Below are 18,492 nucleotides of genomic sequence, written 5' to 3'. Positions count from 1 at the left end.
TCCGCACAGTCGGACTGAATGCGATTGGGCAGCACGATCCGCCCGTGCGCTCGCCCTGGCCGGGCGGCGCGGGCGGATCGTGCTGAATCGGGCCGCGTGAAGAGCGCGGTCGAGCAGCGTTCGGCACGCGGTCCGGCAGGCAGGTGCGGCGGACTACGCGAGCGCGTGTTCGCTGATCTCGGTGCTGAATCCGGATCCGTTGAGTTCCAGGTAGAGCTGGCGTTCGGTGATCGAAACGGTGGCGGTGGTGCGGCGGTCGAGGGCGGGGGTGGCGGCGTCGATGAAGGGGCGGGCGAAGCTGTAGAGGGGGATGGCGTCGGCGTGGTGGATGCGTTTGCCGGTGAGGGCGGCCAGGACTTTGGCGGGGTCGCGGTGGGTGTAGATGGCGACGCGGTCGGCGAGTTTGGCGGCGCGGTGGATGCGGTCGGCGTCAGGGGCGCCGACGTCGATCCAGGTGGTGAGGCGGCCGGTGAGGTCGCGGATGAGGACGGGCGGTTCGTCGGTGGCGGAGACGCCGCCGTCGCTGAAGGTGATGCCGTCGGCGTATTCCAGGCAGTAGGCGAGGACGCGGGTGAGCATGTATTCGGCGGTTTCGGAGGGGTGGCGCGCGACCCGCAGCTCCAGGTCCTGGTAGACGCCGCGATCGACGTCGGCCAGCTGGATGGTGAAGGTGTACAGGGTTGCGCTGAGAGCCATGGAAGAAGCCTACGGCGGGGTCGGCGAGCAGCGGCCGCCCGGCCGGGACGGGTGGTCGATGCGCCGCTGCGCCCGGTGGGTTCGGCCGAGCTACGGCGGGCCGGGTCGGGTCGGCGCGAAACCGCCCCGCCGCGGCCATCCCGCTCGGCGGCGCGGACCCACCCCCTCAGCCGAGGTGATACGCCAGGGTCACTGCGAAATTCCCAGCCATGAGCGCGAGCGCGCCGCCCGCCTTACCGAGGTCGAGGTCGTGCACGCGGAGATGGGCGATGATCGCGCCGACGAAATGGAAGACGAGCCCGGCGGCCGCGGCGACGCCGACGACCGGCAGCGCGAATCCCGCGAGCACACCCACTCCGCCGGCCGCGAACACCAGGCCGATCGGCCGCGTCCACGACAGCGGGACCTGCACCTGCTCGGCCGCCGCCACCGTGACCGGATGACGGGTGAAGTTCATCCACGCCCCGCCGGCGCACAGCAGCGCGGTGAGACAGGTCGAGATCACGTACAGGGCGAACATCGGTGGCCTTTCTTGCGTGGACGGGGGCTGCTTCCACCCTCGCGCCCGGCCCTGTTGCCCGTCCAATACCCGCATCCATAACCTGATGGCATGGATGTCGACACCCGGCTGCTGCGGTATTTCGCGGCGGTCGCCGAGGAGGGCAACCTCTCCCGCGCGGCCGAACGGCTGTACGTGTCGCAGCCGTCGCTGACCAAGCAGATCCACCGCCTGGAGGAACTGCTCGGAGTGACGCTGTTCGTGCGTTCACGCGCGGGCATGGCGCTCACCGAGCCGGGCAAGGCGCTGGCCCGCTCGGTACCGGCCCTGTTGACGGATTGGCAGCGGGCGGTGGCCGAGGTGAAAACCGCTGCGGCCGAACAAGACCGCGTGTTGCGCGTGGGCTTTCTCGCCAGCGCGGCGAACGAGGCCACGCCGGACATCATCGCCGCGTTCGGTGAGCTGCGCCCCGGCTGGCGGGTGGAGATGCGGCAGAGTTCCTGGTGGGATCCCACCGCGGGGCTCGCCGACGGCGAGGTCGACGCCGCGCTGCTGCGGGTGCCGTTTCCCGGCCAGCAGTCGTGGGGCGTCGAAGTGCTGCTGAGCGAACCGCGCGGGGTGATGCTGCCGAGCACGCATCCGCTCGCCGCGGCCGAGGTCATCGACTTCCCGCAACTGTGGGACGAGCCGTTCATCTCCGCCCCGGACGCGACCGGCGAATGGCGCGACTACTGGCTCGCCATCGCCGAGCGCCGTGGCCATCCGGTGCGGATCGGTGCCGTCACCGAGCACACCGACGAATGGCTCAGCGCGATCGCCAACGGTTACGGCGTCGCGCTCGCGCCGGAATCGGCCGGGCGCTATTTCCAGCGTCCTGGCGTGGTGTATCGCCCGGTGAACGGCATCGCGCCCACCCAGGTGGCCGTCGCCTGGGACCCGGCGATCGCCGCCGACTCGGCCGTGCATGATTTCGTCGCCAGCTGCCTGCGATTTCGCCAGTAGGGGCTCCGGGTCACTTGCTCGAAGCGGGAAAGTGCCCACGCTCGGCGATCCGTCTCGCTACGATGCCATCAATTGAGACGGCCCAGTCTCAAAGGTGGCGTCCGCGCGCAGGGCACGCCACCATCGCTCGACACCTAGGACATCCGATGGCCCTCCGTCGCACTCGACTCTTCACCGCGCTCGCGCTATCGATGCTGGCGCTGTCGCCGGCAGCGGCGGTGCATGCCGCGCCGGGTGCGGCCGGCGGTGCCGAGTATGTGGCGCTCGGTGATTCCGGGGCGGCGACGGCGGGTGTGGTGGATATCGATCCGACGGCGCCGTTGGCGTGCATCCGGTCCAACTCCAACGCGCCGACCCTGGTGGCGCGGCAACTGGGCCTCGAACTGGACGACCGGACGTGTAGCAGCGCCAAGATCCCCGATCTGACGCGCTCGCAATCTCCCGGTGTCGCACCGCAAGTGGAGGCGCTCGGCCCGGACACCCGGATCGTGACCCTGCACATCGGAGCCAACGACGCGAACATGACCAGATACATTCTCGGCGGCTGCCACGCCGGTCTGGCGACGGGCGGCTGCGCGGCGGCCGCGGATCCGCAGTGGGACGCCGATATCGATGCGATCGCCCCGGCCTACGCCGCTGCCTTGGACGAGATCTCGCGTCGCGCGCCGCAGGCGACGATCTTCGTCGACGGCTGGCCCACCTACCTGGGTGAATCCAGCTGCGCGGCGATGCTCGGCCTGCGTGACGCCGACGCGCGCTACATCCAGTCGAAGTTCGCCCGCCTCAACACCGTCGTCGCCCGCGAGGCCGCCGCGCACGGTGCGATCTACCTCGACACCATCGCCGCCTCCCCGCCCGCGGGCATGTGCGCCGATCCGGCGGTGCGCTGGTTCGATCCGATCCTCGCCGACCAGACCTTGCTCCCGTATCACCCGACGCCGGAAAGCCATCGCGGCGTCGCCGACCTGGTCGCCGGCGCGATCACCCGCTCCGGTGCCCTGAACCGCTGACCGCTCCCGCACAACCGAAGGACCCTCGACGATGAGGCTGATCATCCGCCGCGTTTTCCCGGCCGTAGCGACCCTCTGCCTGCTGGCTTCCGGCACCGGCGTGTCCGCCGCGGCCCCCGCACTTGAGCCGCGACCGTCGGTGCAGACCGTCGAAGAGGCGCTGACCTGCACCGGCGATCCGCGCACCGGACCCACTCCATTGCTGCTGTTGCACGGCACCACCTCGACCGCCGTCGCCAATTGGTCCTGGAACTGGGACCGCTATCTGGACGCGCGGGGCTGGGCGCACTGCGATCTGCAATCGCCGGACAACGCCAACGGCGATATCCAGCTCAGCGGCGAGTACGTCGCCCGCGCGATCACGATCATGTTCGAGCGCGCGGGCCGCCCCATCTCGATCCTCGGGCACAGCCAGGGCGGGATGGTGGCGCGCTGGGCGTTCGCGTTCTGGCCCGAAACCCGCGCCATGGTCGACGATTACGTGGGGCTGGCCTCGTCGAATCACGGCTCCCGTAACCCGGTACAGGATTGTCACCGCACCAGGGAATGTTCGGCGGCCCGCTGGCAGCAGACCGCGGGATCGGCGTTCCTCAGCGCACTCAACCGGCAGCCGGAAACGTTCCCGCAGATCGACTACACCGTGATCACCACCCAGCTCGACGAAATCGTCGTGCCCTACACCTCCTCCTACCTGCCGACGGGCCCGAACGTGACCAACGTGTCCGTTCAGAACCTGTGCCCGGGCCGGCTCGTCGAACATTTCGGCATGGCCTACGACAACACCGCCTTCGAGCTCGCCCTCGACGCACTCACCCACAACGGGACCGCGCGACCGGAGCGGGTCGGCGCAGCGGGCTGCGGTGCGATGCTGATGCCCGGCGTCGACCCGGCCGGGTTCGTGCAGAATTCGGCGATGGCGTTGAACGTGTCGGTCCAGTCGACGTTGTCGGCGCCGCGGCTGAGCGAGGAACCGCCGGTGATGCCGTACGCGCGCTGAGACGCGGCGGTACCGGGCGTCCTACATATGCGGCCAGTCGGCCGGAACCATCCTTTTCGCCTCCACCAGACGGATTTTCGCCTGATGCCGGATCGGGCAGTTGGTGGTGAGGCAGCGCCGGTGCTTCTGCATCACCAGATGGGCGGTGGTCACGTCCATGACGGGCAGGCGGGCGTGCCCGAGCAGCGGTTCCAGCATGGCTTCGGTGATCATTCGAAGGGCTCCAGATTCTTCAGCGGCCAGCGGGCGTAGACGTGGAACGGATCGAGGGTGATGACGTCGACCTGTTGTTCCAACGCCCGGAAGGCGTGGTCGAGGTGGATGAGTGAGGGCACGAACAGCGCCTCCGCGCGGTATCGGCCGATCGCGTCGGTGATATCGGATTCCCAGAACGAGGCCTCCGGCCCGAAGACGAAGAGCGGGTGCCCCAGCGTGTAGCCGAGCCGCGTGGCGAGCTTGTATATGCGCGCCTCGTCCCAGCACGTCGAGGTGTGCGGCGCGCTGCGAAAACGGATGAGCGCCAGTGCTACCGGTGTATCGTCGTCCACGTCATCCTCACGATTGGTTGGGAGCCGCCAGGGCCGGGGCGAGGGGCAATCGCCATCCGCAACCCGCGCTCCAGGCATCGTGCGAATGTCCGTTCCGGGGGTCGGTAAGGGGTCCCATCCTCCCGGTTCGGCTGTCCCGGCCCTGGTGGCCGGCGACAGGAGAACATGGCTCTGCCAGCGGTTTCCAGTTCTCACGGGCGGCTCGGAGGAGTTCGTCGAGTTCCCCCTGAGAACCCTCCGTGGCGGTGCCGAATCCCATCCACGAATCGACCGCACATCCATCCACGAGGGGGAAGGCGAACGATGACCACCAAGCCGGTGCCGACCAACATCCCACGCAGGCAGCTCGGTCGGCAGCTACGGGAAATCCGCCAGGGAGCCGGACTTTCCATCGAACACCTCGCCCGCTTGCTCGGACGGGGAGCCACGACGGTGCAGCGATTGGAGACCGGGACGGCGAACACGATCCGGATCAGCGATCTGGAAGGGATCTGCGAGCTGTGTAATGCGGAAGAGAAGCTCGCGGGGCTGGTGAAGCTGGCGGAGGAGGCGGGGGAACCCGACCAAGGGTGGTGGCATCAGTACTCGGATGCACTCAACGAGATCTTCACCTCGTATCTAAGTTTGGAAGCCAGCGCTTCGAAGATAACTCAGTACCAGCCCTATCTGTGCCCGGGATTGCTGCAAACGCCGGATTACACCAGGGCGCTCGGACGGTTGGCGGACTGGCCTCCCGAAGAGGTTGAAGATCAGGTGCGCATCCGCGCCAAACGCCAGCGGTTGATCGCCCGCACGCGAAGCCCACTGGAGTACGACGTACTCATCGAGGAATCTGTGCTGCGGCGCATGGTTGGTAACTCGACGGTCATGTCCGAACAGGCCATACGCATGGCTGATGTGCCGAAGAATGTCGAGCTGCGGGTGATCCCCATAGGAGCGCCCTTCCCCATCGGATACCAGCCGGGTTCCTTTCTCGTCCTGGATATGCCGAACGAGCCGTCAGTGGTGCATCTCGAACACCTTCGGTCGAGCATCTACTACGACCGTCCGCGGACGGTCCACGAATATCGGCGAGCTCACGAGGCATTGAAGCGGGTAGCGTTGACGTCGGCGGACAGTAAGCGGCTACTCAGGCAAATAGCAAGGGAGTACAAGCGATGAAAGTCGATCTTGCGGGCGCACGGTGGTTCAAGTCCACCCGTAGCGGAACTGGCGACGATTGCGTCGAAATTGCCTACCTGCCTGCCGATCACGTTGCCGTCCGCGACTCGAAGAACCCCACCGGCCCGGCCCTGATCTTCGCGCCGGGCGCGTGGGATGCCTTCCTCACCGGCGCTCGCTCTGGCCGCTTCGACCGCCCTTGACGCCCACCCCTTCCACCTCGACTAACCGACGAGGGAGATATGAGGCAGGTCGCATCGGCATGTCGCCAGTCTCATGTCTCCCTCGTGGGCTCGAGTGGCGGGCGGAGCCCGGGGGCGGGCTCGGTGGGGGGAGTGGGGGTCGGTTCGGGTGGGCGGCGTAGTCGGTGTACGCGGTCGCGGATTCGGGCGGCGGTTTGGCGGGGCATGTGGCCTCGGCCGTAGAGGCCGCGACCCCTGCGGATGATTCGTCCGCGCCGCCCTTCCCAGCGCAGTGCGTCCGATACCGTCTTCGATGGTCGCCCGCGTACTCCTAGGCCGGCGAATTCGAGTGCGTCCACGAGTTCGGCGACGGTGAGCGGGCCTTCGGCCTCGAATACCGTTGCTGTCAGCGCGTATCGCAGTTCGATCCCCGAAACAATACGCAATCCCTCCCCGTCCATGCCGTGCAGTATGCACGCGGGGTACGACAACATTCGGCGGGCTGCCACCTACAAAGTACTGTTCGCCCGCATATGAGCGACACCTGATCGCGTTGTCGCTTGTTTGTCGCTCATATGCGGGCGAAAGGTGCTTCGGGAGGAGCGGAGCTGCCCGCAGTTCCGGCAACGATGGAGCCACGCTCATCCGCATTCGGCAGGCGGCGGCTACCTACAAGGTACTGTTCGCCCGCGTATGAGCGACAACTGATCGCGTTGTCGCTTGTTTGTCGCTCATATGCGGGCGAAAGGTGCTTCGGGAGGAGCGGAGCTGCCCGCAGTTCCGGCAACGATGAAGCGACGCTCATCCGCATTCGGCAGGCGGCGGCTACCTACAAGGTACTGTTCGCCCGCGTATGAGCGACAACTGATCGCGTTGTCGCTCGATTGTCGCTCATATGCGGGCGAACAGGTACCTGGAGAGAAGGGAACTGCCCGCAGATTCGGCAATGATGGAGCCACGCTCATCCACCCGGCGGGAGCGCTCGACGGTCCGCAATACTCGGTGGTCGTCGCGCGGATACCGTGTCTGGGCGCTCGCCACAGCTCCACGGGGGCAGAACTCGATCGGGTGATTACGCCGCCGGTCGGCCGCGCGTTCGTCGGCTGCGTCCGGCTCTGGCGACCTGGAGGCGACAGCGCAGTCCCATCTGCTGAGGCCGGATGATCACTTCTCGATCCGGCTCTGCTCACCGTGGGCGAGGGCGCTGGGGGTGAGGCGGCCGACGATGGCGGGGGCCTGGTGGATGAGGGAGTCGTCGGTGAGGGCTTCGACCATGAAGAGAGCGAAGTCGGTGCGGCGGGTGCGGTTGCTGGCGAGGATGGGGTCGCCGACATGGGGGCTCCATACGGGCAGGCCTTGGCTGTCGCCTTCTTCGAGATCGCTGCCGCGCACCAGGGTCCAGCGGCGCTCGCTGGCGTAGATGCGGTGGGCCGCCTCCACCTGATCGTCGATTTCGACGGCGCGGACCAGCCGGGCCAGCCAGGTGGTGACCCGGACGATGGCCTTGAAATGCCAGGTGTAGCGGTCGTTGTCGTCGCGGGGCACATGCCAGCCGCAGGAGAAGATCAGGCGCGCATGAGGTTCGGCGTAATCGAGCACCGCCTGGGCCGTCCCTGAGGAGTACTGCTGGATGCCCCAGGGCGCCAGCACCGTCAGCACGCCGTCGCATCCGGCGACCGCCCGCCGGATCACCTCGCGGTCGTTGGTGGGGCCGGCGACGATGGTGATCCGGTCGGCGACCTCGGCCAGTTTCGGCACGCTGCGTTCGCGGCACACGCCGACGACCTCGTATCCGCGGTCCAGGGCGTGCCGGACCATGTACTGCCCGAGCTTGCCCGAGGCTCCGACGATGCACACCTTGCGTATCTGGTCTGTGCTCATGTTCCCGCGCTCCTGATCATGTGAACTTACGTTGTAAGTCACGGTAGACTTACGGCGTAAGTGCGTCAAGGGTGGAAGGAGTCGGATGGGCGAGCAGGGCACGCGCCGGCGCGGGAGAACGGACCGGGCGCCGCTGAGCCGGGATCGGGTGATCGCCGCCGCGGTGCGGCTGGCCGATGAGAAGGGGGCGGCCGGTGTGACGATGCGGGCGGTCGCGGCCGGGCTGGGGGTGGAAGCGATGTCGCTGTACAACCACGTGGCCGGGCGCGAGGACATCCTCGACGGGATGGTCGACGCGGTGTTCGCCGAAATCGACTTGCCCGCTACAGATTCCGACTGGAAGACGGCGATGCGCGAGCGTGCGCACTCAACGCGTACGGCGCTGCGGCGGCACCGCTGGGCCGTCGGGCTGATGGATTCACGCAGTCATCCGGGGCCGGCCACGCTGCGCCACCATGACGCCGTGCTCGGCGTGCTGCGCGCGGGTGGCTTCTCGACGGCCATGGCGGCGCATGCCTTTTCGGTGATCGACAGCTACCTCTACGGGTTCGTGCTCCAGGAGCTGAGCCTGCCGTTCGGTGACCGCGCCGAACTCGACGAGGTCGCCACCGGCATTCTGTCCGGTGCACCGGCCGACGAGTACCCGCACCTGGCCGAACTCATCGCCGACCACGCCCTGCGCCCGGACTACGCGTATGCCGACGAATTCGAGTTCGGGTTGACGCTGATCTTGGATGCGCTGCACCCGGACGAGGACATCTGAGCCGGGTGCGCGCTCGAGCGGTGCGAAACCTCAGCGGTCGGCCGGCGGCTGCGGCGGATGACCGTCGGGCCCGACCGGGGGCGGGCACGGCCTGCCGTCGGCGCCGATCGGAGGTGGCAGCGGCTTGCCGTCAGGGCCGAACGGAGGCGGGAGCGGGCGGCCGTCCGGGCCGAGCGGCGGGGGTGGGCAGCCGTCGCCAGGGGCACCTGCCAGCGTCACGGACACGGTCTCGACGGGCGCGGCCATGGCCGATCCGGCGCCGATGACGCCGAATCCGGCGATCGCTGCGGCGACCAGGACGCTCGCGGTCCGAAGCTTCATCATGTGATCCTCACTCGAATGTGGTTGTCCTACAACGGCTTGGACGCAGGAGCGCACGCCCGGTTCCCACCGGTTCGGCATTGTGACGGCAATCACTCCGGGCTGCCGCGGCTGCGGACCGCCTGGGGCCTGGAACATGCGCGGGCCCGGTGCGGTTGTCCGAGACGACACGGCGACGAATCGAGGACATCAATGAGCAAGCCCGCGGACCCGGCCTACCACTGGAACGGCGCCGAGATCGATCTGGACGCGTACCTGACCAAAATCGGCTATGACGGCGAGCGCGCTCCCACCGTCGCCGCGTTGCGGGCGCTGGTGTCCGCACACACCACCTCCATCCCCTTCGAGAATCTCGAGGCGGTGCTCGGCAGGCCGGTGCCGCTGGACGTGGCGTCGTTGCAGGACAAGCTGGTGCGGCGGCGGCGCGGCGGGTACTGCTACGAGAACGTGGGGCTGTTCGCGGCGGCGTTGGAGCGGTTCGGATTCGGGGTCACCGGGCTCAGCGGGCGAGTGACGATGGGCTCGGGCGGGTTGCGTCCGGCGACGCACGCGCTGCTGCGCGTCACCACCGATGACGACGACCGGGTCTGGATCGTCGACGTCGGTTTCGGCGCCGGGCCGGCCGCGCCGTACGAACTCGTGGATTCCGGCGGCGAATTCGGGCTGGGCGAATGGAAGTTCCGCCTCGAACAGGGCACAGGTGAGCTCGACAGCGAGCTGTGGACGCTGCACCAGTTCGCCCGCGACGGCTGGGTGGATCGCTACACCTTCACCCTGAACCCGCAGTACCGCATCGATTTCGAAGTCGGCAACCATTTCGTCTCGACCTCGCCGCGGTCCCCGTTCACCCAGCGGCCCTTCGTGCAACGCTTCCACCCCGCCGCACACCACATTCTCGACGGTGCCACCTGGACCACCGAATACCCGGACGGCACCAGCGAAACCCGTGCGGTGAAGCTCGATGAACTGCCCGAGGTGCTGAGCGAGGTCTTCGATATCGATCTCACCGAGGAGGACGCGAAGGCGGTGATCTCCGCCCCCTGGACCGAGCGCGAATGAGACGAGCCGGTGTCGACCGGTCCGAGCAGCGTTCGGCGCGCCGGTCGGCCGCGCGACGGGTCGGATCGAGCGCACATGGCTACCCTCGGGCGAGTGCGCACCGATCGGAAAGTCTTCGTGGTACTGGCCGCCGTCGCATTGTTCGCTGCGGGATGCTCTTCGGGGCCGGAGCAGCCCGACACCGTGGCCGGCGAGTTCGTCGAGGCCCTGAACAGGGATGATCTGCCCGCGGCGGCCGCACTGACCGACAATCCGGCGCAGGCAGGGGAGGCGCTGCGCGGGCTGTACGAGGGGCTGGGATCGGAGGTCGTCTTCCGGGTCGACGACGCCGGCGACGACCGCTTCACCCTTACCGCGACCTGGAAGCTCGGCAAGGACGGCACGCACGAATGGACCTACACCACCACCGGAACGGCCGCCGAATCCGGTGACGACTGGACGATCCACTGGAACCCGGCGACCGTCGCGCCCGGCCTGGACAAGGGCCCACTGACCTACGCGCCGGTGTATCCGGAACCCGCGCGGGTGCTGGACGCGAGCGGCGGTGAACTCATGACCGAGCAGATCGTCACCCTGGTCAACGTCGCGCCAGGCGCCGACACCGCCGCGCTGGCCGCCGTGCTCGCCCCGGTGGCGCCCACCATCACCGCCGCCTCGCTGGACGCTGAGCTCGCCGCCGCCGCGGGCAAACCCATTACGCCGATCAGCTTGCGCGCCACCGATATCGCCCCGATCCAGCAGGCGCTGGCCGCTGTCCCCGGCGTCACCCTCGCACCGCAGACCCGGCTGCTGACCACCGATAAAGCGCTGGCCGCGCCGACACTGTCGGGGCTGAACGAACTGTGGCAGCAGCGTGCCGACGAGGCCGCGGGCTGGGCCGTGCGCGCCCAGACCCCGCAGGGCACCGAACGCATCGCCGGCCAGGATCCCCAACCGACCGCTGACCTCACCACCACTCTCGACATCGACCTGCAACATGCCGCCGAGGACGCGCTGACACCGCTGACCCAACCGGCGGCGATCGTGGCGCTGCAACCCTCGACCGGCAAGGTGGTGGCCGTCGCCCAGAACGAGGCCGCCGACGGGGAAGGCCCGATCGCGCTGACCGGGCTCTATCCACCCGGCTCGACCTTCAAGACGATCACCGTCTCGGCGGCGCTCGCGGACGGCGCCGTCACCCCGGACACCGTGCTGATGTGCCCGGGCGAGGCGAATATCGAGGGCCGCCGCATCCCCAACGACGACAGCTTCGACCTGGGCGACGTCCCGCTGCACACCGCCTTCGCCCGCTCCTGCAACACCACCATGGCTCGGCTCGCGGTGAATCTGCCGCCGACCGCGCTCACCGACACCGCCGCACAGCTGGGCCTCGGCATCGACTACGTCACGCCCGGGCTCACCACCGTCACCGGGTCGGTCCCGCCCGCCGACACGCCCGCCGAACGGGTCGAATCGAGTATCGGCCAGGGTGCCGTCACCGCGTCGCCGTTCGGGATGGCGCTGGTCGCGGCCTCGCTCGCGCACGGAAGCACACCGGCGCCGATGCTGGTCGCGGGTGCGCCAGGCGTCGCAGATCGGACACCGCAGCCGCTGCCGGCCGGTGTCGCCGAGCAGGTGCGCACGATGATGCGCGAAACGATCACCGCGGGCACCGCCACCCAGCTCGCCGACATCCCCGGACTGCTCGGCAAGACCGGCACCGCCGAATACGGCGACAACTCCCACGCGCACGGCTGGTTCATCGGCATCGACGGTGATCTGGCGTTCGCGGTGTTCGTGGCGGACGCGGGAAGTTCGGCTCCCGCCGTCGAGGCCGCGGGACGGATGCTGCGCGCCAGCCGCTGAACAGACGTTCGACCGGACCGGCCGGACCAGACGGCGCATGGGTGTCCGGAGCGCAGGTGGGTACCCGGCGCTCTCGGCGAGTCGCACGGCGTGTCGGGCCGAGTTCGGACCCGTCCGACCAGCCGCGCGCCGCGTGCCCGCAGGTGGCGGGGTAAGGGCGGGCCCCGAAGGCGGGTGGAGGGGTGTATCAGTGGCCGGTGCGGCCCGCACGCCCGCTACACTCGTCCCGAACGCGCGAGCGGTCAGTTACGCGATTTGTCACATTTCGAGAAGGTTCGGAGTAGGCGCCATCGATACCGGTCAGTTGATCGCGGAGCATTACCGCCTGGTCGAGCGGATTGGTAGCGGCGGCACAGGCGTAGTTTGGCGTGCCATCGACGAGCGCCTGCAGCGATCGGTCGCGGTCAAGCAGATCCACATCAAACCCAGTCTGCCCGAGGCGGAACGCGATGTGCTGCGCCAACGCGCCATCCGGGAAGCCCGCAACGCCGCCAGGTTCCAGCATCCGAACGCGATCGTCGTCTTCGACATCACCGAACACAACGGCGACCCGTGCCTGGTGATGGAATACCTGAAATCGCGCAGTCTCGCGCAGGTGCTCTCGGCGCAGGGCGCGGTGCCGCTGAACCAGGTCGCGCGGATCGGTGAACAGGTCGCCTCGGCGCTGATCGCGGCGCATCAGGCCGGAATCGTGCACCGCGACGTCAAACCCGGCAATGTGCTGCTCGACGACCACGGCACCGTGAAGATCACCGACTTCGGCATCTCCCGCGCCGCAGGCGATGTGACACTCACCGAAACCGGCCTGATCTGCGGTACCGCCGCCTATCTCGCGCCGGAGGTGGCGCGCGGCGCCGATCCGACCCCCGCCGCCGACGTTTTCGCCCTGGGCGCCACCCTCTTTCACGCACTCGAAGGCGAACCGCCTTACGGCGCAAGCTCGAACCCGCTGGCGGTGCTGTACGCGGCGGCCAACGGTCAGGTCAGCGAGCCGCGTAATGCCGGTCCCGCAACCGATTTCCTGCTCCAGCTGCTGAGCCCGCAGCCCGAGGACCGCCCGACCATGCGGATGGCGCGCGATCAGCTGGCGGCCTTCGCCGACGCCGGTGAGGACGCGGTGCCCGCCGGATTCGTCCCGGCCAGTGAGGCGTTCGGGCGCCGCAACGGCGACGGCGCCACCGAAGTGGTGGCCACCCGCGCGCTGCGTTCGCGCGCCGCGGCCGCCGGACCGGCCACCGAACGTCAGCCCGCGCCGCGGCGCAGTTCGGTCGCGGTGGACACCGCCGCGCATCGTCCGGTGGCGCCAGCGCGCGATCATCCCGACACCGCGGCCCATCCCCGCACCACCACCCAGCCGCGCACCACCTCACCGGCCGCGGGCAAACGGCGCGCCGTGCTGATCGGCGCGCTCGTCGGTGCGGTCGTGGCGGTGTCGGCGCTGCTGGTGAGCGCGTTCAACACGGCCGACGACAACTCCTCGCCGCAGGCCTCGGCCTCGTCGGTGGTCACCGCGCCCTCGGGTGATGCGAGCACCTCGGCAGCGGTGCCGCTGCTCGGGCAGACCCCGAGCGTCGGCGGCAAGGTCACCGATATCGGCGCCGCCGGGCAGCTGGTGGAGCGGTTCTACAGCGATCCGGAGAGCTCGTGGTCGCTGCTGACGCCCGCCGCGCAGAAGGTCTACACCGACCAGCAGGGCTTCCGGCAGTACTGGAGCGCCGACAACCGCACCATCCAGAGCTTCGGCCGCATCTACGCCCCCAACGGCGTCAACGCCGACGGCTCGGTCGACATGCGCGTCACCGGCCTCACCTACGGCGGCCAGAGCAAGAACCCCGACCTGCGCATCATCGACGCCGGCGGCGGACGACTGCTCATCGACAGCGACACCCGCTAGCAGATACCCTCGCCCGCATGGGTATTCGGGGGATGGTCGCTGCCGAACGAGCGCAGCTGATCGAGCTGCTGCGCGATCTGTCCGCGGCGGAATGGGAAACGCCGTCGCTGTGCGCGGGGTGGCGGGTGCGTGATGTCGCCGGGCATCTGATGTACGACACCTACTCTCCGCTCGCCTACGCGGTGCTGACGGCGCGGGTCCTCGGGTCGGTGGACAAGACCAACGCCGCCATCGTCACCGCGTCGGCGCGGCTGTCCACCGGCGAACTCGTGGACGCGCTCGAACACCGGGCCGGACGGCTGTCGAGGCTGGCGCCCCAGCTGCTGCTGGCCGACCTGATGGTGCACCAGCAGGACATCCGCCGCCCGCTCGGCCGCACCCGTGCCATCCCCGAGGACCAGCTCATCACCCTCCTCGACCATCCCGACCCGTTCGCCCGGCCCCGCCGCCGCACCAAGGGATTGCGTTTCGTCGCCACCGACGTGCCCTGGTCCTCGGGTGCGGGGCCGGAAGTGCGCGGCCCGGGCGAAGCACTCGCCCTGGCGATGGTCGGGCGCACCGCCGCGCTCGACGACCTCACCGGCGACGGCGTCGCCGAACTGCGCCGCCGCTGCGCCTGAGCATCGGTATCGGGGCGTGCGCGCCACCTCGCGTAGCGCGGGCAGTGTGACGTGCCGATTCGGACGAAGGCGGGGTGCCCGTCACACACTGGGCAGCCCGCGAGGATAACCGGTGGCGTCGGCCCATTAGGCTGGTAGAGGCAACTTTCCCGTTGCGGACCCGCTGCAGACAAGGATCGACACCGATATGACATCCCGCATCGAGCTCGCCCGCGTCGATTTGCGCGGTCGTACTCCCTCCGCTGCCGAGCTGCGCACCGCGCTGCCGCGCGGGGGAGTCGACGTCGACTCGGTGTTGCATCAGGTGCGGCCGGTGGTCGAGGCGATCCGCGACCGTGGTGTGGCCGCGGCACAGGAATTCAGCGAGAAGTTCGACGGCGTCGCCCCGGCTGCCGTGCGCGTGCCCGAAGCCGAACTGGCCGCCGCGCTCGACCAGCTCGACCCGGCGGTGCGGGCCGCGCTCGAGGTCGCCATCGAACGCACCAGGACCGTGCACGCCGATCAGCGGCGCACCGACACCGTCACCGAGGTGGTGCCCGGCGGCACCGTCACCGAGCGGTGGGTTCCGGTGGAACGGGTGGGGCTGTATGTGCCCGGCGGCAACGCCGTCTACCCGTCCAGCGTCGTGATGAACGTGGTCCCGGCGCAGGCCGCGGGCGTGGAATCGCTGGTGGTGGCCTCGCCGCCGCAGGCGCAGTTCGGCGGGCTGCCGCATCCGACCATCCTGGCCGCGGCCCGGCTGCTCGGCGTGGACGAGGTGTGGGCGGTCGGCGGCGCGCAGGCGGTGGCCCTGCTCACCTACGGCGGCACCGACACCACCGGCGAGCAGCTCGCACCGGTGGACATGATCACCGGCCCCGGCAACATCTTCGTCACCGCCGCCAAGCGGCTGTGCCGCGGCCTGGTCGGCATCGACGCCGAAGCCGGCCCCACCGAGATCGCCATCCTCGCCGACGCCACCGCCGACCCGGTGCACGTGGCCGCCGACCTGATCAGCCAGGCCGAACACGATGTGCTCGCGGCCAGCGTGCTGGTCACCGACAGCGTCGCCCTCGCCGACGCCGTGGACGCCGCGCTCACCGCGCAGATGACAGTGGTGAAACACGCGCACCGGGTCACCGAGGCGCTCACCGGCGCCCAGTCCGGCACCGTGCTGGTCGACGACATCGAGCAGGGCCTGCGCGTTGTCAACGCCTACGCCGCCGAACACCTCGAGATCCAGACCGCCGACGCCGCGGCCGTGGCCGCGCGGGTGCGCAGCGCGGGCGCGGTGTTCGTCGGCGCCTACGCCCCGGTCAGCCTGGGCGATTACTGCGCCGGCTCCAACCACGTGCTGCCCACCGCTGGCTGCGCGCGGCACTCCTCGGGCCTGAGCGTGCAGACCTTCCTGCGCGGCATCCACGTCGTGGAGTACACCGAGGCGGCGTTGAAGGATGTCGCCGGTCACGTGGTGGCGCTGGCGAACGCCGAGGATCTGCCCGCGCACGGCCAGGCAGTGCAGGCGCGGTTCGAGGCGCTGTCGTGAGCGCCGTGCCCGGTGCGCGCATCGGACTCGCGGATCTGCCGCTGCGGGAGAACCTGCGCGGCAAGAGCCCCTACGGCGCCCCGCAGCTGACGGTGCCGGTGCAGCTCAACACCAACGAGAACCCGCATCCGCCCAGCCGCGCCCTCATCGACGACGTCGCCGAGGCCATCCGCGCCGCCGCCGCGGACCTGCACCGCTACCCCGACCGCGACGCCGTCGCCCTGCGCACCGACCTGGCCGCCTACCTGACCAGGCAGACCGGTGTCGCGGTGGACGCGAGCAATGTGTGGGCGGCCAACGGTTCCAACGAGATCCTGCAACAGCTCTTGCAGGCCTTCGGCGGCCCGGGCCGCAGCGCGCTCGGTTTCGTGCCGTCGTATTCGATGCACCCGATCATTTCCGAGGGCATCGACACCGAATGGATCGAAGCCAGGCGATCGGCGGACTTCTCCCTCGACATCGACGCCGCCCTCGCCGCCATCGCCGAGCGCGGGCCCGATGTGGTGTTCGTGACCAGCCCCAACAACCCGACGGGGCACAGCGTGCCGTCGGCCGAGCTGGCGCGGATCCTGGACGCGGCGCCGGGCATCGTCATCGTCGACGAGGCCTACGGCGAGTTCTCCGCCCAGCCCAGCGCCATCGGCCTGATCGACCGGTACCCCGCCAAGCTGGTGGTGAGCCGCACCATGAGCAAGGCCTTCGCCTTCGCCGGCGGGCGCCTCGGCTACCTGGTGGCCGCGCCCGCGGTGATCGACGCGCTGCTGCTGGTGCGGTTGCCCTATCACCTGTCGGTGGTCACCCAGGCCGCCGCTCGCGCGGCCCTGCGTCACGCCGACGAAACCCTCGGCAGCGTCGCGGAATTGGCCGCCCAGCGCGACCGGGTGGCCGCCGAACTGGCTGCCCTCGGCTTCGAGGTGGTGCCGAGCGATGCCAACTTCCTGCTGTTCGGGCGGTTCGCCGACGCGCCACGCGCCTGGCAGCACTACCTGGACGAAGGTGTGCTCATCCGCGATGTCGGGATCCCCGGCTTCCTGCGCACCACCATCGGCCTCGCCGCCGAGAACGACGAATTCCTGCGGGTCAGTGCGAAACTGGCCGGCACCGAACTGACCGCCGGGTCCGCCCGATGAGCACGGAAGCGAGCATGAACCGAACCGCGCGGGTGGAGCGCACCACCAAGGAGTCGAGCATCGTCGTCGAGCTGAACCTCGACGGCACCGGCCGCACCGACATCTCCACCGGTGTCCCGTTCTACGACCACATGCTGACCGCCCTCGGCGCGCACGCCAGCTTCGACCTGACCGTGCGCGCGGACGGCGATATCGAGATCGAGGCCCACCACACCGTGGAGGACACCGCGATCGTGTTCGGCCAGGCACTCGGCCAGGCGCTCGGCGACAAGAAGGGCATCCGCCGCTTCGGCGACGCCTACATCCCGATGGACGAAACCCTCGCCCACGCCGCCGTCGACGTCTCCGGGCGGCCCTACTGCGTGCATGTCGGCGAACCGGACCACCTGCTGCACGCGGTGATCCCGGGTTCGCCGGTGCGCGGGCGCGGTGAGCCGGGCGCGCCGTATTCGACGGTGCTCAACCGGCACGTCTTCGAATCGATCGCGCTCAACGCGCGCATCGCGTTGCATGTGCGGGTGCTGTACGGGCGCGACCAGCACCACGTCACCGAGGCCGAGTTCAAGGCGGTGGCGCGGGCACTGCGCGCGGCCGTCGAACCCGACCCGCGGGTCAGCGGCGTCCCGTCGACGAAGGGGGCGCTGTGAGTACCTCGGTGGTGTTGCTGGATTACGGTTCCGGCAATCTGCATTCGGCCGAACGCGCGCTCGTGCGGGCCGGCGCCCAGGTGGAGGTGACCGCCGACCCGAAGGCCGCGCTGGCCGCCGACGGATTGGTGGTGCCCGGCGTCGGCGCGTTCGCGGCCTGCATGGCCGGGCTGCGCGCGGTGCGCGGGGAACGCATCATCGGCCAGCGCCTGGCCGGCGGCCGCCCGGTGCTCGGCATCTGCGTCGGCATGCAGATCATGTTCGACCGCGGCGTCGAGTTCGATGTGGAGACCGAGGGCTGCGGCGAATGGCCCGGCACCGTCGCCCGCCTCGACGCCCCGGTGCTCCCGCACATGGGCTGGAACACCGTCGACGCCCCCGCCGACAGCGTGCTGTTCGCAGGCATGGACGCCGACACCCGCTTCTACTTCGTGCACTCCTACGCCGCCCAGCAGTGGGACCTGCCCACCAGCGAGCACATCGCCGCACCGAAGCTCACCTGGGCCGAACACGGCACCAAGTTCCTGGCCGCGGTGGAGAACGGCGCGCTGTCGGCGACGCAGTTCCACCCGGAGAAATCCGGGGATGCGGGGGCGCAGCTGCTGCGCAACTGGGTGCGGTCGCTGTAGGTCGGCGTCGGGCCGAGCGCAGCTCGCGGTGGTCGGCGATCACGCGGTCCATGTCTCGAGCACTCCTCGGCCGTCCGCTGTGG

21 protein-coding genes are annotated in these 18,492 nt (G+C 69.5%); 14 read left to right on the top strand and 7 right to left on the bottom strand.

What is annotated here, in order from left to right; translation table 11 throughout:
* Positions 1-153: 153 nt before the first annotated feature.
* Positions 154-696 carry a YaeQ family protein gene (locus AC5W7N_RS22590; RefSeq protein ID WP_195021027.1) on the bottom strand — a complete coding sequence of 181 codons (543 nt, stop codon included), beginning with the start codon at positions 694-696 and terminating at the stop codon, positions 154-156.
* Between the two features lie 166 nt (positions 697-862).
* Positions 863-1,216, bottom strand: coding sequence for a DoxX family protein (locus tag AC5W7N_RS22585; RefSeq protein ID WP_195021026.1), 354 nt, complete (start codon positions 1,214-1,216; stop codon positions 863-865).
* Between the two features lie 90 nt (positions 1,217-1,306).
* Between AC5W7N_RS22585 and AC5W7N_RS22580 the strand changes: the two genes are divergently transcribed.
* The 3 genes from AC5W7N_RS22580 (at position 1,307) to AC5W7N_RS22570 (ending at position 4,204) form a co-directional block, all read left to right on the top strand.
* Complete coding sequence (locus AC5W7N_RS22580) at positions 1,307-2,197, top strand: LysR family transcriptional regulator (RefSeq protein WP_495922112.1); 891 nt, start codon at positions 1,307-1,309, stop codon at positions 2,195-2,197.
* Positions 2,198-2,343: 146 nt separating this feature from the next.
* On the top strand, positions 2,344-3,207 hold the full coding sequence (locus AC5W7N_RS22575) for an SGNH/GDSL hydrolase family protein (protein ID WP_495922111.1): 864 nt from the start codon (positions 2,344-2,346) through the stop codon (positions 3,205-3,207).
* Between the two features lie 31 nt (positions 3,208-3,238).
* Complete coding sequence (locus AC5W7N_RS22570) at positions 3,239-4,204, top strand: esterase/lipase family protein (protein ID WP_194991953.1); 966 nt, start codon at positions 3,239-3,241, stop codon at positions 4,202-4,204.
* Positions 4,205-4,225: 21 nt separating this feature from the next.
* Here AC5W7N_RS22570 and AC5W7N_RS22565 read toward each other — a convergent pair whose 3' ends face one another.
* Together AC5W7N_RS22565 and AC5W7N_RS22560 are read right to left on the bottom strand one after the other, a co-directional pair.
* On the bottom strand, positions 4,226-4,417 hold the full coding sequence (locus AC5W7N_RS22565) for a hypothetical protein (protein ID WP_194991952.1): 192 nt from the start codon (positions 4,415-4,417) through the stop codon (positions 4,226-4,228).
* Positions 4,414-4,752, bottom strand: a complete 339-nt coding sequence (locus AC5W7N_RS22560; protein WP_194991951.1) for a hypothetical protein — start codon at positions 4,750-4,752, stop codon at positions 4,414-4,416. The genes AC5W7N_RS22565 and AC5W7N_RS22560 overlap by 4 nt, the downstream gene beginning before the upstream one ends.
* Positions 4,753-5,055: 303 nt before the next feature.
* Here AC5W7N_RS22560 and AC5W7N_RS22555 point away from each other — a divergent pair, with 303 nt between their 5' ends.
* Positions 5,056-5,913 carry a helix-turn-helix domain-containing protein gene (locus AC5W7N_RS22555; protein ID WP_194991950.1) on the top strand — a complete coding sequence of 286 codons (858 nt, stop codon included), beginning with the start codon at positions 5,056-5,058 and terminating at the stop codon, positions 5,911-5,913.
* The gene (locus tag AC5W7N_RS22550) at positions 5,910-6,116 is read left to right on the top strand and encodes a DUF397 domain-containing protein (protein ID WP_194991949.1); all 207 of its coding nucleotides are present in this window, start codon (positions 5,910-5,912) and stop codon (positions 6,114-6,116) included. Before AC5W7N_RS22555 ends, AC5W7N_RS22550 begins: the two co-directional genes overlap by 4 nt.
* A gap of 71 nt (positions 6,117-6,187) precedes the next feature.
* Here the strand turns inward: AC5W7N_RS22550 and AC5W7N_RS22545 are convergent, their stop codons facing one another.
* Positions 6,188-6,556: a hypothetical protein gene (locus AC5W7N_RS22545; RefSeq protein WP_228806879.1), complete on the bottom strand. Its 369-nt coding sequence runs from the start codon at positions 6,554-6,556 to the stop codon at positions 6,188-6,190.
* A gap of 703 nt (positions 6,557-7,259) precedes the next feature.
* Positions 7,260-7,976: an NAD(P)-dependent oxidoreductase gene (locus AC5W7N_RS22540; RefSeq protein WP_194991948.1), complete on the bottom strand. Its 717-nt coding sequence runs from the start codon at positions 7,974-7,976 to the stop codon at positions 7,260-7,262.
* Positions 7,977-8,061: 85 nt separating this feature from the next.
* On the opposite strand from AC5W7N_RS22540, the gene AC5W7N_RS22535 reads away from it, so the two are divergent.
* Positions 8,062-8,739 (top strand): TetR/AcrR family transcriptional regulator, encoded by a 678-nt coding sequence (locus AC5W7N_RS22535; RefSeq protein WP_194991947.1) that lies wholly within the window; start codon positions 8,062-8,064, stop codon positions 8,737-8,739.
* Between the two features lie 30 nt (positions 8,740-8,769).
* On the opposite strand, the gene AC5W7N_RS22530 is transcribed toward AC5W7N_RS22535, so the two are convergent.
* Positions 8,770-9,060 carry a hypothetical protein gene (locus AC5W7N_RS22530; RefSeq protein ID WP_194991946.1) on the bottom strand — a complete coding sequence of 97 codons (291 nt, stop codon included), beginning with the start codon at positions 9,058-9,060 and terminating at the stop codon, positions 8,770-8,772.
* A 192-nt stretch (positions 9,061-9,252) separates the two neighbouring features.
* Between AC5W7N_RS22530 and AC5W7N_RS22525 the strand changes: the two genes are divergently transcribed.
* The 8 genes from AC5W7N_RS22525 to hisH all read left to right on the top strand — a co-directional run bounded on the left by AC5W7N_RS22525 (position 9,253) and on the right by hisH (position 18,409).
* The gene (locus AC5W7N_RS22525; protein WP_194991945.1) at positions 9,253-10,119 is read left to right on the top strand and encodes an arylamine N-acetyltransferase family protein; all 867 of its coding nucleotides are present in this window, start codon (positions 9,253-9,255) and stop codon (positions 10,117-10,119) included.
* Between the two features lie 93 nt (positions 10,120-10,212).
* Positions 10,213-11,964, top strand: coding sequence for a penicillin-binding transpeptidase domain-containing protein (locus AC5W7N_RS22520; protein WP_495922110.1), 1,752 nt, complete (start codon positions 10,213-10,215; stop codon positions 11,962-11,964).
* A 304-nt stretch (positions 11,965-12,268) separates the two neighbouring features.
* A complete protein-coding gene (locus AC5W7N_RS22515) occupies positions 12,269-13,858 on the top strand; it encodes a serine/threonine-protein kinase (protein WP_194992337.1) in 1,590 nt (529 codons plus the stop codon).
* Between the two features lie 17 nt (positions 13,859-13,875).
* Positions 13,876-14,478, top strand: a complete 603-nt coding sequence (locus AC5W7N_RS22510) for a maleylpyruvate isomerase family mycothiol-dependent enzyme (RefSeq protein WP_495922109.1) — start codon at positions 13,876-13,878, stop codon at positions 14,476-14,478.
* A gap of 187 nt (positions 14,479-14,665) precedes the next feature.
* Positions 14,666-16,003, top strand: coding sequence for a histidinol dehydrogenase (gene hisD / locus AC5W7N_RS22505; RefSeq protein ID WP_194992336.1), 1,338 nt, complete (start codon positions 14,666-14,668; stop codon positions 16,001-16,003).
* Complete coding sequence (locus tag AC5W7N_RS22500) at positions 16,000-17,133, top strand: histidinol-phosphate transaminase (protein WP_490724892.1); 1,134 nt, start codon at positions 16,000-16,002, stop codon at positions 17,131-17,133. Before hisD ends, AC5W7N_RS22500 begins: the two co-directional genes overlap by 4 nt.
* Positions 17,134-17,147: 14 nt before the next feature.
* On the top strand, positions 17,148-17,780 hold the full coding sequence (gene hisB, locus AC5W7N_RS22495) for an imidazoleglycerol-phosphate dehydratase HisB (RefSeq protein ID WP_085996188.1): 633 nt from the start codon (positions 17,148-17,150) through the stop codon (positions 17,778-17,780).
* Positions 17,777-18,409, top strand: a complete 633-nt coding sequence (gene hisH, locus AC5W7N_RS22490; RefSeq protein WP_163816230.1) for an imidazole glycerol phosphate synthase subunit HisH — start codon at positions 17,777-17,779, stop codon at positions 18,407-18,409. The genes hisB and hisH overlap by 4 nt, the downstream gene beginning before the upstream one ends.
* The last annotated feature ends 83 nt before the right edge of the window (positions 18,410-18,492 follow it).

The sequence above is a fragment of the Nocardia sp. CDC519 genome, from assembly GCF_059509835.1.
Note: the sequence above shows the minus strand (reverse complement) of the source record. Positions and strands in the feature narration are given on the sequence as shown.

Excerpts from the sequence above, each read along its gene's own strand:
- hisD (WP_194992336.1), top strand. The coding sequence starts at position 14,666 with ATGACATCCCGCATCGAGCTCGCCCGCGTCGATTTGCGCGGTCGTACT.
- AC5W7N_RS22575 (WP_495922111.1), top strand. The coding sequence starts at position 2,344 with ATGGCCCTCCGTCGCACTCGACTCTTCACCGCGCTCGCGCTATCGATG.
- AC5W7N_RS22535 (WP_194991947.1), top strand. The coding sequence starts at position 8,062 with ATGGGCGAGCAGGGCACGCGCCGGCGCGGGAGAACGGACCGGGCGCCG.
- AC5W7N_RS22570 (WP_194991953.1), top strand. The coding sequence starts at position 3,239 with ATGAGGCTGATCATCCGCCGCGTTTTCCCGGCCGTAGCGACCCTCTGC.
- AC5W7N_RS22530 (WP_194991946.1), bottom strand. The coding sequence starts at position 9,060 with ATGAAGCTTCGGACCGCGAGCGTCCTGGTCGCCGCAGCGATCGCCGGA.
- AC5W7N_RS22545 (WP_228806879.1), bottom strand. The coding sequence starts at position 6,556 with ATGGACGGGGAGGGATTGCGTATTGTTTCGGGGATCGAACTGCGATAC.
- AC5W7N_RS22580 (WP_495922112.1), top strand. The coding sequence starts at position 1,307 with ATGGATGTCGACACCCGGCTGCTGCGGTATTTCGCGGCGGTCGCCGAG.
- AC5W7N_RS22510 (WP_495922109.1), top strand. The coding sequence starts at position 13,876 with ATGGGTATTCGGGGGATGGTCGCTGCCGAACGAGCGCAGCTGATCGAG.
- AC5W7N_RS22540 (WP_194991948.1), bottom strand. The coding sequence starts at position 7,976 with ATGAGCACAGACCAGATACGCAAGGTGTGCATCGTCGGAGCCTCGGGC.
- hisB (WP_085996188.1), top strand. The coding sequence starts at position 17,148 with ATGAACCGAACCGCGCGGGTGGAGCGCACCACCAAGGAGTCGAGCATC.
- AC5W7N_RS22585 (WP_195021026.1), bottom strand. The coding sequence starts at position 1,216 with ATGTTCGCCCTGTACGTGATCTCGACCTGTCTCACCGCGCTGCTGTGC.
- AC5W7N_RS22565 (WP_194991952.1), bottom strand. The coding sequence starts at position 4,417 with ATGATCACCGAAGCCATGCTGGAACCGCTGCTCGGGCACGCCCGCCTG.
- AC5W7N_RS22525 (WP_194991945.1), top strand. The coding sequence starts at position 9,253 with ATGAGCAAGCCCGCGGACCCGGCCTACCACTGGAACGGCGCCGAGATC.
- AC5W7N_RS22590 (WP_195021027.1), bottom strand. The coding sequence starts at position 696 with ATGGCTCTCAGCGCAACCCTGTACACCTTCACCATCCAGCTGGCCGAC.
- AC5W7N_RS22555 (WP_194991950.1), top strand. The coding sequence starts at position 5,056 with ATGACCACCAAGCCGGTGCCGACCAACATCCCACGCAGGCAGCTCGGT.
- AC5W7N_RS22550 (WP_194991949.1), top strand. The coding sequence starts at position 5,910 with ATGAAAGTCGATCTTGCGGGCGCACGGTGGTTCAAGTCCACCCGTAGC.